The organism is Paraburkholderia suaedae, from assembly GCF_040812055.1.
Classification (GTDB): Bacteria; Pseudomonadota; Gammaproteobacteria; order Burkholderiales; family Burkholderiaceae; genus Paraburkholderia.
Map to the genome: position 1 here is coordinate 66,988 of NZ_JBFOAH010000001.1, position 15,548 is coordinate 82,535.

Here is a 15,548-nt window from a genome sequence, read left to right on the forward strand (position 1 = left end):
TATTGAGCGCGATACCGCAACGGCGCCGCGCGATGGGAACCGTCATGCCAGCCTTGATCAGAAACCAGCTTTACCGGCCCTCGGTGGTGTTGCCGATGGTCGCCCTCATGCAAGTCATGGTGTCGCAGGACTTCAATCTCGGCCAGGTGGGCTGGGTGGTCCCGGCGCGCGGCGCGCAGGCAGCGCTGCAACGTTCGCGCGACCTGATCTGCGCCGTCCACTGCCACGCCTGAGCGCAGACGGGGGAAAACCCAGACGGAGGAAACTCGCCGCCGACAATCACCCACAACCCGCATGTCCACCCGAGACACCGAGCGTAGACACTGAGCGTAAGATGCTACGACCTACCGCAGCCTCGGGAGAGTTGCCATGCCACAGCATTTCGACGCAGTCGTGATCGGTACAGGACAAGGCGGCTCGCCGCTCGCCGTGCGGCTCGCTCAAAGCGGCCGTCAGACTGCGGTGATCGAGCGCGGCGCTTTCGGTGGAACCTGCGTGAACGTCGGCTGCACGCCGACCAAGTCGTATGTTGCGAGTGCGCGGGCGGCCCATGTGGCACGCCATGCCGCGCAGTTGGGCGTGCAGGTGAGCGGCCCGGTCGGCGTCGATCTGGCGGCCGTGAAGGCGCGTAAGGACAAGATCATCGGCCAGTCGCGCGACGGCGTCGAGAAATGGCTGCGCGGCACCGACAACGTGACGGTGTTCAACGCTCACGCGCGCTTCACCGGGGCGCACAATCTCGCGCTCAGCGGCCCGGACGGCCATCCGCTCGACCAGCTCAGCGCCGACGAAATTGTCATCAACACCGGCACGCGTGCCATCGTGCCGCCGCTCGAAGGCCTCGAGCGGGTTCGCTACTACACCAACTCCAATCTTCTCGAACTGACCGAGTTGCCGAACCATCTGGCGATCGTCGGCAGCAGCTATATCGCGCTCGAATTCGCGCAGATCTTTCGGCGCTTCGGCAGCCAGGTCACCGTGCTGGTGCGCGGCGAGCGCGTGCTCACGCGCGAGGATGCCGATTTCGCGGACTCGGTGCGCCGAGTGCTTGCCCGCGAGGGCGTCGAGTTCCGTTTCGGCGTGCAGCCCACCCGGGTCGACCCGCATCCGCAGCGCGCGAACGAACTCTGCATCGGCTTCGAGCAGGATGTTCCCGCGCTGGAAGCATCGCACCTGCTGTTCGCCACCGGCCGCGCGCCCAATACCGACGACCTCGGCCTTGCAGCCGCCGGCATTGCAACGGACAGGCACGGCACGATTCCGGTCGACGGCCAGTTGCGCACCAACGTGTCGGGCGTCTGGGCAATCGGCGACGTCAACGGACGCGGCGCGTTCACGCATACGTCCTATGACGACTTCCAGATCGTCGCGGCCAATCTGCTCGGCGGCGGCGCGCGCAGCGTCGACACGCGCATCATGGCCTACGCGGTGTTCGTCGATCCGCCGCTCGCGCGCGTCGGCATGTCGGAGGGGGAAGTGCGCGAGATGCGCCGCACAACCGGCCGCGACGCGCTGATCGCGACGATGCCGATGTCGCGCGTGGGGCGGGCGCGCGAACGCGGCGAGACCGACGGCTTCATGAAGGTGATGGTCGACGCGCAGAGCAAAAAGATACTGGGCGCGGCGATTCACGGTATCGAAGGCGACGAGGCGATCCACACGTTCATCGACATCATGACGGCGGGGGCGCCGTATCCGACGCTGCAGTACGCGATGCACATCCACCCGACCATCAGCGAGCTGGTGCCGACCTTGCTCGACGGACTCAAGCCGATGGAATGAGCGACGCGCACGGCACAGGTCTCAAACAAACGATGAAACCGGCACTCGCTACCGGCAATCTGTTCGATCACGCGAACCGCGCATCGCCGTCCGAGGCCGCCGGCGAGCGGATCGACGCGCTCGTGGAGCAAGGCGGCGTGACGATCGAGCGGATCGTCTCGATGGGGCAGGCGAGCCCGCCTGGCTTCTGGTACGACAGCCCGCGCGCCGAATGGGTCGCGTTGCTGAGCGGCGCGGCAACGCTCGAGTTCGAGGGCAACCCGCAGCCGCATCCGATGAGCCCGGGCGATCATGTGCTGATCCACGCACATTGCCGGCACCGGATCGCATGGACCAGCAACACGGAGCCGAGTGTGTGGCTCGCCGTCTACTATCCGCAGGCGGACGGCGCGCCGGGTTGAACGCGGCGCTCGGTCAACGGCGCAATCGGCGCAATCGGCGCACTGCGCGAGCGCGGCGGCCATGCGCGCAGGCCCTCCGGTCAGACTCACGCGCATCGACAAAGCCTCGCGGCATCGCGGATAATCGCCGGCGGCGCGGTGGTCTGCAAGAAAGCGGGCGGGCTCGGTGCGCCATCACATTCATCATCAGGAAATGGACCGATGGGCAAAGGACGTGTCGAAGCCTTCAGCGATGGCGTGATCGCCATCATCATCACGATCATGGTGCTCGAGCTGAAGGTGCCGGAGGGCTTCGATCTCGCCGCGCTGCGTCCGATGCTGCCGGTGTTCTGCGCGTACGTGTTGAGCTTCATCTACGTCGGTATCTACTGGAACAATCATCACCACCTGTTCCATGCCGTGCAGAAGGTCAACGGCGCCGTGTTGTGGGCCAATCTCCATCTGCTGTTCTGGCTGTCGCTCCTGCCCGCGGTCACGCACTGGGTCGGCGCAAACCATCTCGCTTCCTGGCCGACCGCGATGTACGGCGTCGTGCTGGTTATGTCGGCGATCGCGTATTTCATCCTGACCCGCGTGCTGATACGCGCGCACGGCAAGGCGTCGACCATCGCCAGAGCGGTCGGCAACGACTTCAAGGGCAAGGTTTCGGTAGTGGTCTATCTGGCGGGCATCGCGCTGGCCTTCATCGCGCCGTGGGTCTCGGCGGCGCTCTATACGCTTGCCGCGGCATGGTGGCTGGTGCCGGACAGGCGCATCGAACACGTGCTGGAGGCATGACGCATGCTGCTGACGCTGAAGCTCGTGCTGGTGCCGGCGTTCCTCGCCGCGCTGACGTTGGCCGCGCGGTTGTGGGGGCCGTCGGTGGCAAGATGGCTGGCGGGGCTGCCGGTCGTCGCCGGGCCGATCGTGCTCTTGCTCGCACTGGAGCGCGGACCGTTGTTTGCGGCGCAGGCGTCGGCCGGCATCGATTGCGGCGATCGCCGGGTCCGAAGCTTCGCGGTGAGCGCGACGCTGCTGCCGCGCTACGGCGTGGGGTTGAGCTTTGCGTGCGCGGCGCTGGCGTCGCTCGCCGTACAGGGCGTGACGAGGTGCATGCTCGGCGCGAAGCGGCCGGCGCGGACCGTGTCGCGCGAACTCGCCGCGCAGCAGACGGAGTGAGGCCGCCTGGCCGATACCTGAGCACATGACTTTGCGCAACGCAGTCTCTTCGCTTTCGCGCATCGGACTCATCTCCGATACGCACAACCTCGTGCGTCCAGAAGCTTTGCAGTATCTCGCCGGCTGCGACGCGATCATTCATGGGGGCGATATCTGCCAGCAAGCGGTGCTCGACGCGCTTGCGCGCATCGCGCCGGTTACGGCAGTGCGCGGCAACAATGACATCGGCGAGTGGGCCGCATCGCTGCCGACCCATGCGACCCTGACCGTGCAGCAGGTGACGATCCGTGTGGTGCACGATATCGCCGATCTGGGCGCCGACCCGCGCAGCGACGGCGTCGGCGTGGTGGTGAGCGGCCATTCGCACAAGCCGTCGATCAGCGAGCGCGACGGCGTGCTGTTCGTCAACCCCGGCAGCGCGGGGCCACGGCGTTTCAGGCTGCCGGTTTGCGCGGGCATCTTGATCGTGGACGGCGCGCGCGCCAGCGCCAGTTTCGATTCACTGCTGCCGTGAAAAAAAGCGGACCGGCAAATTGATGCCGGCCCGCTTGCCGAAGGGATCGGCATTGAGGCGGCGCGATCAAAGCTTCGGGCTTAACCCCTCGCGCTCGACCTAACGCACGCAATCAACGCACGCTCGCAATCAACGCACGCAATCAACGCACGCTCGCAATCAACGCACGCAATCAACGCACGCGGCGCTCACGCACGCGCCGTTGCAGCAGTCGCGTACACCTCATCCATTTCCTCGGCTTCGCGCTCGCCGCGCAGCACCGCATGCGCTTCGGCGCGGGTCGCCACGCAGGGGCCCGAGCCAAGCAGCGGCTTGCGGGCGGTTTCGCGCAGCGCGAGCACCGACGCGATGCCGATCAGCGACGCGCCCATCAGGTAATACGCGGGCATCATCAGATTGCCGCTACGCTCGACCAGCCATGCGGTCATCAGCGGCGTCGTGCCGCCGAACAGCGATACCGAAACATTGAAGCCGATCGCGAGCGCGCCGTAACGGATCCTGGTGGGAAACAGCGCCGGCAGCGCCGACGGCATCACGCCGGTAAAGCACGACAACAGCACGCCGAGAATCATCAGCCCGCCGAACACCGGCAGCACCGTGCCCATGCGGATCAGCAGCAGCGCGGGAATCGACAGCGCGAGCAGGCCCACGCAGCCGAACAGCATGACCGGCTTGCGGCCGATCGTGTCGGACAGGCGGCCGGCGGCGAGCGTCATCGGCATCATCAGGATCATCACGAGCAGCACGAGGAACAGGCCGTGCGTTTCGTTGAAGTGCAGCGTGGCCGACAGATAGCTCGGCAGATACGACAGCGCCATGTAGTCCGTGACGTTGAAGATCAGCACGAGGCCGACACACAGCAGCAGTGGCTTCCATTGCTGCGCGAGGAGTTGCCGGAAGGACTGCACGGGCAGCGCCTTGTCCTCGGCTTCACGCTGCTCGGCCTGCTTTTTGAACGCGGGCGTTTCTTCGAGCTTCATGCGGATGTAGAGACCGACCAGGCCCAGCGGACCGGCGATCAGGAACGGCACACGCCAGCCCCACGACAGCAGCGCGTCGTTCGACAGCGTCGCGCTCAGCACCGCCACCGTGCCCGCGCCCAGTACGTAGCCGATCAGCGTGCCGAACTCGAGGAAGCTCCCCATGAAGCCACGGCGCTTGTCGGTCGAGAATTCGGCGATGAAGGTCGCGGCGCCGCCATACTCACCGCCCGTCGAAAAGCCCTGCACCAGACGCGCGAGCAGCAGCAGCACCGGCGCAAGAATGCCGATCGACCCGTAATCCGGAATCAGGCCGATCGCAAAAGTGCCGAGCGCCATCATGATCATCGTCATCGCCAGCACGCGTTGCCGGCCGATGCGGTCGCCCAGCGGCCCGAACACCATGCCGCCGATCGGTCGCACGAGGAACGCCGCGGCGAACGTGCCGAACGTGGCGATCAACTGTGCGGACGGGTTGGAAGAGGGGAAGAACACTTTGCCGAGCGTCACGGCAATGTAACTGTACACGCCGAAATCGAACCATTCCATTGCGTTGCCCAGCGCCATCGCGCCGACGGCGCGCTTGAGCAGAGATGTGTCGACGACGGTGATGTCGTCCAGAGAAAGGCGTTGTTCTTCTTTATGGTGTCGCCAGAAGCCGTTGCTGGAAGCGCTCAAGGTAAAACTCCAATGACTGCGACGAAACGCATGACGCGCATGCAGGTTCCGTCACGGTTGCTGGGAAATGTGATTTCGCGAGCAAGGCCAAGGCTGCATCGTCACCGAAGGCGACGCAGTAGGGCGCAAATGAAAAACACAACGCCCGCGCCTCGCGAGACAGGTCGCGAAAAAACACTCGTCTAGATTGTGCTGACTGTTGCACCTGCGTGGCCGTACGAGGGGGGCAGATGCATGAGGACGCGGGGGTGGCCGAAAGCTGGCCCGCGCGCCGCTGGAAGGCTTGAAACGAAAAAGGCCGGTGTTTGCTCGCCGCTCATCGAGCGACGCAAACTGGGAAACGACCGACGAGCCTTCTTGTATGAAACGGTTCGATTCAGGAAGGCACGCGTCACGCGAGCCAGACTGAAAAGAAAGGTTAATGCAGGTAAATTGCTGTTGGAACGGGGCACATGTTAGCACGATGCCGGACGATCCTGCAAACCCAGGTTCCGAAGGCGGTTCGGCGAGCGACCTCAATGCGTTGGCACGCGGGCGATTACGGCTGATTCGGGCAGCCGGAAAAGGCGGGCCCGAAGCGGCTGTAACGAACCGTTTGGGTCAATGTGCGAGCGACCCGCTGAGAAAAGCCGGCGGCGAAAACGCGGCACACCCCGCTGAACAATCACGCCGCAAATAACGCCGCAAAATCAAGGCGAAAAAATCCGCGCTCGCGGCGCGGATTGTCGGTACGGGTTTTCGACGAGACGCTTGTCAGGCCGACGGCGGCACGTAACCCTGCGCAGTGTCCGCGCCTTCGCCGAAGAAGAACTTTTCTGTCTGCTTCATCAAGTACTGGCGAGCCCGCGGATCGGCCATGTTCAGGCGGTTTTCGTTGATCAGCATGGTCTGCTGTTTCAACCAGGCCTGCCACGCTTCCTTCGAAATGCTTTCGTAGATCCGCTTGCCGAGTTCGCCAGGCAGCGGCGGGAAATCGAGGCCTTCGGCTTCCTTGCCGAGCTTCGCGCATTGAACCATCCGAGTCATGCTGTGCTTCTCCTATCGATGTGGGCGGGCAGTCGCTTGATATGGGGCCGCTCAGAGCTGTTTCATCAGCACGAGCGACTTGCGCTGCCAGTTATAGAGTCTGCGGCGGTCTTCGGGCAGGTCGTCGACCGTGACCTTGACGAAGCCGCGCTTGAGGAACCAGTGTTCGGTGCGCGTGGTGAGCACGAAAATGCGCGTGAGGCCGCGCGCCCGCGCGCGCTGTTCGATGCGCTTGAGCAGGCGCTCGCCGTCGCCGGTGCCTTGCGCCTCGGGCGCGACCGTCAGGCACGCCATTTCGCCGATGCGCTCCTGCGGATACGGATAAAGCGCCGCGCAGCCGAACAGCACGCCATCGTGCTCGATCACCGAGAAATGGTCGATGTCGCGTTCGATCTGATGGCGGCCGCGCCGCACTAGCGTGCCGTCCGATTCGAGCGGCTCGATCAGGGACAGAATCCCGCCGACGTCGTCCGGCGTGGCTTCGCGCAGGCTTTCCAGATTCTCGTACGAGATCATCGTGCCGACGCCGTCGTGCAGGAACAGTTCGAGCAGCAGGCTGCCGTCGAGCGCATACGGGATGATGTGCGCACGCGGGACGCCGCCGCGGCACGCGCGGATGGAATGCTTCAGGTAGAAGCCCGCGTCGCCGGTGACTTCGCCGCTTTCGTGCAGCTTGTAGGCATCGTCGAGCGACAGTTCGCGGACCAGTTCCGGACCGTTTTCGCCGGCTTCCATGAGGCCGGGCGTTTCGGTCAGGAACACGATTTTGTCGGCGCGCAGCGCGATTGCCGCGGCCGAGGCCACGTCTTCCATCGCCAGGTTGAACGCTTCGCCGGTGGGCGAGAAGCCGAGCGGCGACAGCAGCACCAGCTTGCGGCTCGCGAGCGAGTGGCGGATCGAATCCGCGTCGATCTTGCGCACCACGCCGGTGTGAGCGAAGTCGACGCCATCCAGAATGCCGACCGGCCGCGCCGTCACGAAGTTGCCGGACACCACGCTGATGTGCGCGTGCGCCATCGGCGTATTCGGCAAGCCCTGGCTGATCGCGGCCTCGATGTCCAGACGGACTTCGCCGGCCGCTTCTTTCGCGGACTCGAGCGCGCGCGCGTCGGTAATGCGCATGCCGTGCGAAAACTCCGACTCGACGCCATGCAGGCTCATCTGCTCTTCGACCTGCGGTCGCGAGCCATGCACGAGCACGATCTGGATGCCCATTGCCTGCAGCAGCGCGATGTCGGACACGAGCGCGTTCAGGAGCCCCTGATGCACCACCTCGCCACCGAAACCGACCACGAACGTCTTGTTGCGGAACGCATGGATATAAGGGGCGACTGAGCGCATCCAGTCGACGAATTGCGCATGCTGGGCGAGGTCTTCCGTTGTGCCGGCAGGGGCCGGAACGCTCGCGGGCGCGGGGACGAGGTCGGTTTGAGAATTCATGCCGGGATTATAATGCGCCCCCATGTCGAATGTACCCAAAACTCCCGCTGCGCCGAACGAGAATCCGGCGCCTGCCGCCGATCAGGAGAACGCCGGCGACACGCCGCAGCGTGGGGCGCAGCGCGCCCAGTCCGAGCAGCCCAAAGAACCGCACGCGTCGCGCGAGCCGCGTCGCGCGGTGGAAGGCGCGTCGTCGTCGGCGCGGAAAGACGATCGGCAGCGCGAGCCGCGTCGCGGCGAGCCGCAAAAATTCGAACGCGGCGCGCCGTATCGCGAATCCGGCTCGCCTGCTCAACAATCGCCGCAAGCCGGCGGCGGTGAGCGCAACGCGGGACGCCCGGGACCGCGAGAAGCGGTGCGATCGTCGGCCAACTCGTCGGCCAACCCGGCGGGCAGCGCGGCGGGTGAATCGGGGCAGGGGCGTGAACCGCGTGAAGGCCGCCCGCCGCGTGAACCGCGTGCCCCCCGCGCGTCGCGTGTCGTCGAACCGAATCCGGTTCCGCCCATTACGTTCCCTGAAGCGCTGCCGGTCTCCGGCCGCCGCGACGAGATCGCCGAAGCGATCGCGCAGAATCAGGTGGTGATCGTGTCGGGCGAGACCGGCTCCGGCAAAACCACCCAGTTGCCGAAAATCTGCCTCGCACTCGGGCGCGGTCTCGGCGCCGGCGGCAAGGGGCTGATCGGCCACACGCAGCCGCGGCGGATCGCGGCGTCGGCGACAGGGCGCCGTATCGCCGAGGAATTGGGCACGCCGTTCGGCGAAGTGGTCGGCTACAAGGTGCGCTTCACCGACAACCTGTCGCCGGGCGCATCGGTCAAGCTGATGACCGACGGCATCCTGCTCGCCGAAACGCAGACCGATCCGCTCCTTAGCGCGTACGACACGCTGATCATCGACGAAGCGCACGAGCGCAGCCTGAACATCGATTTTCTGCTCGGCTATCTCAAGGAAATTCTCGCGAAACGGCCCGATCTCAAGCTGATCGTGACCTCGGCGACCATCGACGCCGACCGTTTCGCGCGCCATTTCGGCAGCGAAGACAAGCCCGCGCCGGTCATCGAGGTGAGCGGGCGGCTCTATCCGGTCGAGGTGCGTTACCGGCCGGTGGTCGAGGACAGCCCGGCGGTGAAGGCCGCGCAAGGCACTCAGGGCACTCAGGGCACTTCGGGCGCCGCGGCTGCCTCGTCGCGCGAGCGGCCGAAGACACAGCGCGAAACCGATCGCGATCTGATGGAAGCGATCGTCGAGGCCGTCGACGAACTCTGCCGCGAAGGGCCCGGCGATGTGCTGGTCTTCCTGCCGGGCGAGCGCGAAATCCGCGATGCCGCCGAGGCGCTGCGCAAGCATCATCCGCCGCACACGGAGATTCTGCCGCTGTTCGCGCGGCTGTCCGCGGCCGAGCAGGAGCGGGTGTTCCGCACGTCGAACGCGCGCCGTATCGTGCTGGCGACCAATGTCGCCGAGACTTCGCTGACGGTGCCCGGCATTCGCTACGTGGTCGATACCGGTCTCGCGCGCGTGAAGCGCTACTCGTATCGCAATAAAGTCGAGCAGTTGCAGGTCGAGCCGATTTCACAGGCCGCCGCGAATCAGCGCGCCGGGCGCTGCGGCCGTGTGGCCGACGGCGTGTGCATTCGTCTGTACGAGGAAAGCGATTTTCAGGCACGCGTGCGCTTCACCGATCCGGAGATTCTGCGTTCGTCGCTGGCGTCGGTGATTCTGCGCATGAAGTCGTTGCATCTGACGGCGATCGAGACTTTTCCGTTCATCGAGCCGCCGCCCGGCCGCGCGATCGCGGACGGCTATCAGCTGCTCAACGAACTGGGCGCGGTCGACGACGAAAACCAGCTCACCCTGCTCGGCCGCGAACTCGCGCGCCTGCCGCTCGATCCGCGCGTCGGCCGAATGATCCTGGCCGCGCGCGATCAGCAGGCATTGAAGGAAGTGCTGATCATCGCGAGCGCGTTGTCAGTGCAGGACCCGCGCGACCGGCCGATCGAAGCGCAGGAGCAGGCTGACGAGGCGCATCGCCGCTTCGCCGACGAGCGTTCCGAATTCCTGCAATGGTTGAAGATCTGGAACTGGTTCGAAGAAGCAATCGCGCACAAGAAGTCGAACAAGCAGTTGCACGAGGAATGTCGCAAGCACTTCCTGTCGCAGCTGCGGCTGCGCGAATGGCGCGACGTGCATTCGCAACTGCTGACGGTTGTGCGCGAGCACGGCTGGCGCGTCAACGAAGCGCCAGCGACTTTCGAGCAGATCCATCTCGCGCTATTGACGGGTCTGCTCGGCAACATCGGCCTGAAAGCCGATGACGAACCGTACTACCTGGGCGCGCGCGGCATCAAGTTTTACCTGTGGCCGGGCTCGGCACTGCTGAAGAAGGCGGGCAAGTGGGTGATGGCCGCCGAACTCGTCGAGACGAGCCGGCTGTACGCGCGCTGCATCGCGAAGATCGAGCCGGAGTGGGTCGAGAAAATCGGCGCGCATTTGCTGAAGAAGTCGCTCTCCGAGCCGCACTGGGAGAAGCGCGCGGCGCAGGTATCGGCATTCGAGCGCGGGATGCTGTACGGCCTGCCGATCTACCACCGGCGGCGCGTGAGCTTCGGCAAACAGGACCCGGCGCGCGCGCGCGAGCTGTTCATTCGCGGCGCGCTGGTCGAAGGCGAGTTCGACACGAAGCTCGCGTTCTTCGCTCACAACCGCAAGTTGCTCGCGGAGATCGAACAACTGGAGCACAAGTCGCGTCGCCAGGACGTGCTGGTCGACGACGAGCTGATTTTTGCGTTCTACGATCAGGCGGTGCCGAACGGCATTTTCACCGGCGCGTCGTTCGAGCGCTGGTATCGCGACGAGCTGAAAAACAGCGGTCAGCCGGAAGACAAGCTGCGCCTGCTCTATCTGTCGCGTGACGATCTGATGCGGCACGAAGCCGCCGGCGTGACGACCGATCTGTTCCCCAAGCGGATGACGATGGCCGGCGTCGAGATGGCGCTGACCTATCACTTCGAGCCGGGTTCGCCGCGCGACGGCGTGACGCTCACCGTGCCGTTGTATGCATTGAATCAGGTCGACGCGCGCCGCTGCGAGTGGCTCGTGCCTGGCATGCTGAAAGAGAAGGCGCAACTGCTGCTCAAATCCTTGCCGCAGAAATTGAGGCGTCATTGCGTGCCATTGCCCGAGTACGCGGCCGGCTTCGCCGAGCGGCACGGCGGCCCGCGTTTCGGGGCGGGCGGCTTGCTGGAGTCACTGATCGCCGACGTGCGCGGGCAGACTCAAGTCGCGATGAAGCAATCGGACTTCAAGCTCGAGACGCTGATGCCGCATCTGTTCATGAACTTCAAGGTCGTCGACGAACACGGGCGGCAGCTGGCGATGGGCCGCAATCTGTCGCAGCTGCGCGCCGAACTCGGCGGCCAGGCGCAACAGCATTTCCAGAAGATCGCGTCGAGCGCGGCGGGCGCGGCCTTGGCGGATGCCGGTGGCGGGGGTGTCGCGGCGCCTGCGCAGCGAGCGGGGTCGGTCGGGGCGGCAGCGGGCACGGCGCAGCGCGGCCAGGCCGCGGCCGGGGCCGGTCCGCGAACCGCGCCGCAAGGTGGCGCGGCAAGCACGGCACTGTACGAAAGTCTGACGACCTGGAACTTCGGCAAGCTTCCCGAGTTGCTGGAAATTCGCCGCGGCGGCCAGACTCTGTTCGGCTACCCGGCGTTGGTGGATCGCGGCACGCATTGCGACGTCGAAGTGTTCGATTCGCCGGACGAAGCCGCGCGGATTCACCGCGCGGGATTGCGTCGGCTGTTTGCGTTGCAGTTGAAGGAGCCGATCAAATATCTCGAAAAAAATCTGCCGGGCCTGCGCGAAATGGCGCTGCAATTCATGCCGCGCGGCACGCAGGAGGACCTGCGCGATCAGCTGATCGACACGGCGCTGGATCGCGCATGTCTGCAGGATCCGCTGCCTGACGATGACGCCAGTTTCCATACCCGACGCGACGAGGGACGCAGCCGCCTGACGCTGCTCGCTCAGGAAATTGCGCGGCTGGTCGGGCAGATTCTCGGCGAGTACGCGAGCGTGACGAAAAAGCTGGTGCAGGCGAAGTCGTTCGCGGCCGCCCATGCGGACATGCAAAGTCAGCTAGACGGCTTGATCGGCAAGCGTTTTGTGGTCGACACACCGTACACCCAACTGGCGCACTTCCCGCGCTATCTCAAAGCGATGACGCTGCGCATCGACAAGCTGAAGGCGGACCCGGCGCGCGACGCGCGGCAGTTGGCCGAGTTTCAGCCGCTTTTGCAGCACTATCAGCGTGCGGTGTCGCAGCGTGGCGGCGTGCTCGATCCTCGACTGTCGGAATTCCGCTGGCTGCTGGAGGAGTTGCGTGTGTCGCTGTTCGCTCAGGAGTTGCGTACGCCGATGCCTGTTTCGGTGAAGCGGTTGCACAAGGTTTGGGAGTCGATGCAGCGCTGAGTGAGTCGAGGCGGGTGCCGCCCAGGCTCCGGCCTTAAAGAAGGCTCGGCTACCCGAGTTTGCCTTCTTTGGGAGGCTCCACACATGCACGCGACGCCATGCATCGTCGGGCGACGTCGCGCGGAAACGGGCGAGCGCGGACCTTTCGGACCCGCGCTCGCTCACGCCCAACCCGGCATCAAAGCCCATGGACGCATGCCTTTGGCGGCGAGCCAGTTGGCGCATCTAGTGCTTAGCTCACCAGTGAACCCCCGCGCCGATCGACGCGCCGAATTGCCCGCGCGAGTCAGTCGTGCCTTGCAGCTTGTAGGCCCACTTGCCCGTGTCGGACAACTGGGACACGCCGATCGCCAAAGCCGACTGGCCGCCATACGTACCGCCCGCCATCGCGATCATGCCGCGGCCGGGCAGAATCGCCTGCGGCAAGCCCGCCATCGCCAACGCGGACGCCGTACCGCCGTATGCGTCGCGACGAACGGTGCGGATCTGGTCGTCGGTATAACGGTTCGCCTGGCCGGTTGCGCTGTCCATGCTCTGCTGCAACTGACCGAAGTTGACTGCGTCGGTGGCCTGCGTGCCGGCCGCGACGTTGGTGATCTGACGTTCCTGACCGGTGGCGCCGACCGATACGGTATTCGCGCGGTCCGCGACCGAGCCGTGACCCAACGCCACAGAATTGTCCGCGCTCGCGTTTGCTGCCCCGCCCAGCGCAGTCGCATTGTTGCCGCCGGCTGTCGCATTTGCGCCGAGCGCAGCCGCCTCGACGCCCAGGGCGCGCGCGTTCGCACCTGCGGCGACCGAATGCACACCGGACGACACCGCGCCTTCCGTATCCCGGTCGCCTTCGGCGCTCATCAACGGGTTCCCCGCATTGATCAGCGCGTTGTCGACCGCACCGTTCACGGCCGCGTTCAGTTGACCGAGGTTCACCGCGTCGAATGCATCCACGCCGTCGGCGACGTTGTGAATGACGGTGCCGCCGCTCGCAGCACCGCCGCCGAGCGTCACGCTGTTGCGATTGACAGTGCCGTCTGGGTTCTGGTCGTACATGAGCGCACCGTCGAGCTTCGCCGCCGTGGCCGCGCCCTGGTCACTCACCGTTTTCAATTGGGCGACGTTGACCGCGTCGGTATCCGCGGTGCCGGGGGCGACATTGTGGATGACGGCGCCGCCGCTGGCAGCACCGCCACCGAGCGTGACGCTGTTGCGGTTGATACTGCCATCGAGATTCTGGTCATACATGAGCGCACCGTCCAGCTTTGCGGCCGTGGCTGCGCTCTGTCCGCTAACCGTATTCAACTGTGCGACGTTGACCGCGTCGGTATCCGCGGTGCCGGCGGCGACGTTGTGGATGACCGCGCCGCCACTCGCTGCACCGCCGCCGAGCGTCACGCTGTTGCGGTTGACACTGCCATCCGCGTTCTGGTCGTACATGAGCGCACCGTCCAGCTTGGCCGCCGTCGCTGCGCCTTGGTCACTCACCGTTTTCAACTGCGCGACGTTGACCGCATCGGTATCTGCCGTGCCTGCGGCGACGTTGGCTATCTGGCGTTCATTGCCGGCGGAGCCCACCGATACGGTGTTCGCGCGGTCGGCCCGGGAGTTCGGGCCGAGCGCAACCGCGTTGTCTGCGCTCGCTGACGCGCCGTAACCGAGCGCGATGCTGCCTTCGCCGCTGACTGCCGAATACGCGCCGAGTGCAGTCGCGTTCAAACCGCTCGCCGTAGCCGATGCGCCGATCGCCGTGGCATTCGCCGCGCTTGCGATGGCACCCGCGCCGAGCGACGCCGACCCCGTTGCGCTCGCGCTCGAACCCGCGCCGACCGCAGTCGCATCGGCACCCGCTGCGCTGGCGCCGATGCCCGCCGCGAGCGCATGCGCGCCGCTCGCATCTGCGTCGGGGTCCGCCGGGCCCCCGTTCGCCTTGAAGTAACGCTGGGTACTGCTTTGGGCTATCGCATCGACCTTGCCGTCGACCGCCTGCAACTGGCTCACGTTGACGGCGTCCGTGGGGTCTGCGCCCGCTGCAACGTTGGTCAGGCGGCGCTCGCCGCTCGCGAAGCCGAGCGACACCTCGCCTGTCGGATCCGGCGCTGCGATGACGGTCGCGTCGAGGCCGGAGGGGACGAAAGCGCGGTGGTTCAGATCGGCTGTCGTCGTGGAATCGGCGCCTAGCGCGACGCTGTTGGCGGCGCTCGCGTTCGCGTTATGGCCGAGGGCGACAGCGTTGGAGTCCGACGCCGCCGCACCATAGCCGAGCGCGCTCGCATTGACGCCGCTCGCCTGCGCAAACGCGCCGAGCGCGATTCCGCCTGCGCCCACGACGCTCGCCTCATTGCCGAGCGCGACGCCGTAGTCGACCGCCTGGGCCGTGTTGCCGCCCGCAAACGCCCCGTTGCCGCTGCTTTGCGCGTGATAGCCGACTGCGGTTGAGCCGACGCCCGATGCAGTTGCCAGCGCGCCAAAAGCGGCCGCTGCGGCGTCCCCTGCGAGCGCGCCGCCGCCGGCCGCGATGGAGTCCGTGCCCATCGCCGCGGACGTCATGCCGAGCGCGGTTGCGCGTTCGCCCTGCACATTGGCGTTGTGGCCTACGGCGGTGGCCCCGTTGGCGACGGCCTGTGCATTCAGGCCGGTGGCCAGCGCGCCTGCACCAAGCGCCTGGGCGCCCTGGCCGAGCGCGCTGGCGCCTGCCGCTATCGCATTGGTATTCGGGCCAATGGCGATTGCGCCGTCGCCTTGCGTGGCGGCTTGCGGGCCCACTGCTATTGAATTGTCGCCCTGAGCGGTCGCGGTCTCACCGATCGCGATAGCGTAGTTGCCGGCCGCATCGGCTGCCGGTCCCACGCCGATGGCGCCGACCCCTGCTGCGAACGCCGGCGCGCCCACGGCGAACGCTGTCGCGGTGAGCACAGCCTGCGCGATGGCTTTCTTCCGCGCCGTTGCGCGATTTGCGCCGAACCTCGCAGGTCCGGATGCTGTGAGCGAAGTATGCGTTGCTCTGTGCCAGATTGAAGAAACTGAAGAAACCTGATTCATTGTGTCAGAGCCTCCCTGACTGTTGATGTGGATTTTTGGGTAGTGCAGATTCGCGATGATTGGCC

11 protein-coding genes and 1 pseudogene are annotated in these 15,548 nt (G+C 65.8%); 8 read left to right on the top strand and 4 right to left on the bottom strand.

Annotated elements, in window-relative coordinates; translation table 11 throughout:
* Positions 1-44: 44 nt before the first annotated feature.
* From ABQJ48_RS00280 to ABQJ48_RS00305, 7 genes and pseudogenes are all read left to right on the top strand, one after another.
* Positions 45-233, top strand: a complete 189-nt coding sequence (locus ABQJ48_RS00280) for a hypothetical protein (RefSeq protein ID WP_367835181.1) — start codon at positions 45-47, stop codon at positions 231-233.
* Positions 234-369: 136 nt separating this feature from the next.
* On the top strand, positions 370-1,782 hold the full coding sequence (locus ABQJ48_RS00285; protein ID WP_367835183.1) for an FAD-containing oxidoreductase: 1,413 nt from the start codon (positions 370-372) through the stop codon (positions 1,780-1,782).
* 32 nt (positions 1,783-1,814) lie between these two features.
* Positions 1,815-2,183 (top strand): cupin domain-containing protein, encoded by a 369-nt coding sequence (locus ABQJ48_RS00290; protein WP_473094090.1) that lies wholly within the window; start codon positions 1,815-1,817, stop codon positions 2,181-2,183.
* 201 nt (positions 2,184-2,384) lie between these two features.
* Positions 2,385-2,960, top strand: a complete 576-nt coding sequence (locus ABQJ48_RS00295) for a TMEM175 family protein (protein ID WP_367835187.1) — start codon at positions 2,385-2,387, stop codon at positions 2,958-2,960.
* Positions 2,961-2,963: 3 nt separating this feature from the next.
* Positions 2,964-3,177, top strand: a pseudogene (locus tag ABQJ48_RS37775) (hypothetical protein); the annotation flags it as partial.
* Positions 3,178-3,182: 5 nt separating this feature from the next.
* Complete coding sequence (locus ABQJ48_RS37780; protein WP_473094082.1) at positions 3,183-3,341, top strand: hypothetical protein; 159 nt, start codon at positions 3,183-3,185, stop codon at positions 3,339-3,341.
* A gap of 25 nt (positions 3,342-3,366) precedes the next feature.
* Positions 3,367-3,855 (top strand): metallophosphoesterase family protein, encoded by a 489-nt coding sequence (locus ABQJ48_RS00305; protein ID WP_367835189.1) that lies wholly within the window; start codon positions 3,367-3,369, stop codon positions 3,853-3,855.
* A gap of 188 nt (positions 3,856-4,043) precedes the next feature.
* Here the strand turns inward: ABQJ48_RS00305 and proP are convergent, their stop codons facing one another.
* The 3 genes from proP to argA all read right to left on the bottom strand — a co-directional run bounded on the left by proP (position 4,044) and on the right by argA (position 7,979).
* Positions 4,044-5,513, bottom strand: a complete 1,470-nt coding sequence (gene proP, locus ABQJ48_RS00310; RefSeq protein WP_367835191.1) for a glycine betaine/L-proline transporter ProP — start codon at positions 5,511-5,513, stop codon at positions 4,044-4,046.
* 753 nt (positions 5,514-6,266) lie between these two features.
* A complete protein-coding gene (locus tag ABQJ48_RS00315; protein WP_007181244.1) occupies positions 6,267-6,539 on the bottom strand; it encodes an oxidative damage protection protein in 273 nt (90 codons plus the stop codon).
* A 51-nt stretch (positions 6,540-6,590) separates the two neighbouring features.
* Positions 6,591-7,979, bottom strand: coding sequence for an amino-acid N-acetyltransferase (gene argA, locus ABQJ48_RS00320; RefSeq protein WP_367835192.1), 1,389 nt, complete (start codon positions 7,977-7,979; stop codon positions 6,591-6,593).
* 22 nt (positions 7,980-8,001) lie between these two features.
* Here argA and hrpA point away from each other — a divergent pair, with 22 nt between their 5' ends.
* On the top strand, positions 8,002-12,447 hold the full coding sequence (gene hrpA, locus ABQJ48_RS00325) for an ATP-dependent RNA helicase HrpA (RefSeq protein ID WP_367835194.1): 4,446 nt from the start codon (positions 8,002-8,004) through the stop codon (positions 12,445-12,447).
* A gap of 237 nt (positions 12,448-12,684) precedes the next feature.
* Here the strand turns inward: hrpA and ABQJ48_RS00330 are convergent, their stop codons facing one another.
* A complete protein-coding gene (locus tag ABQJ48_RS00330) occupies positions 12,685-15,483 on the bottom strand; it encodes a YadA-like family protein (RefSeq protein WP_473094083.1) in 2,799 nt (932 codons plus the stop codon).
* Positions 15,484-15,548 lie beyond the last annotated feature (65 nt).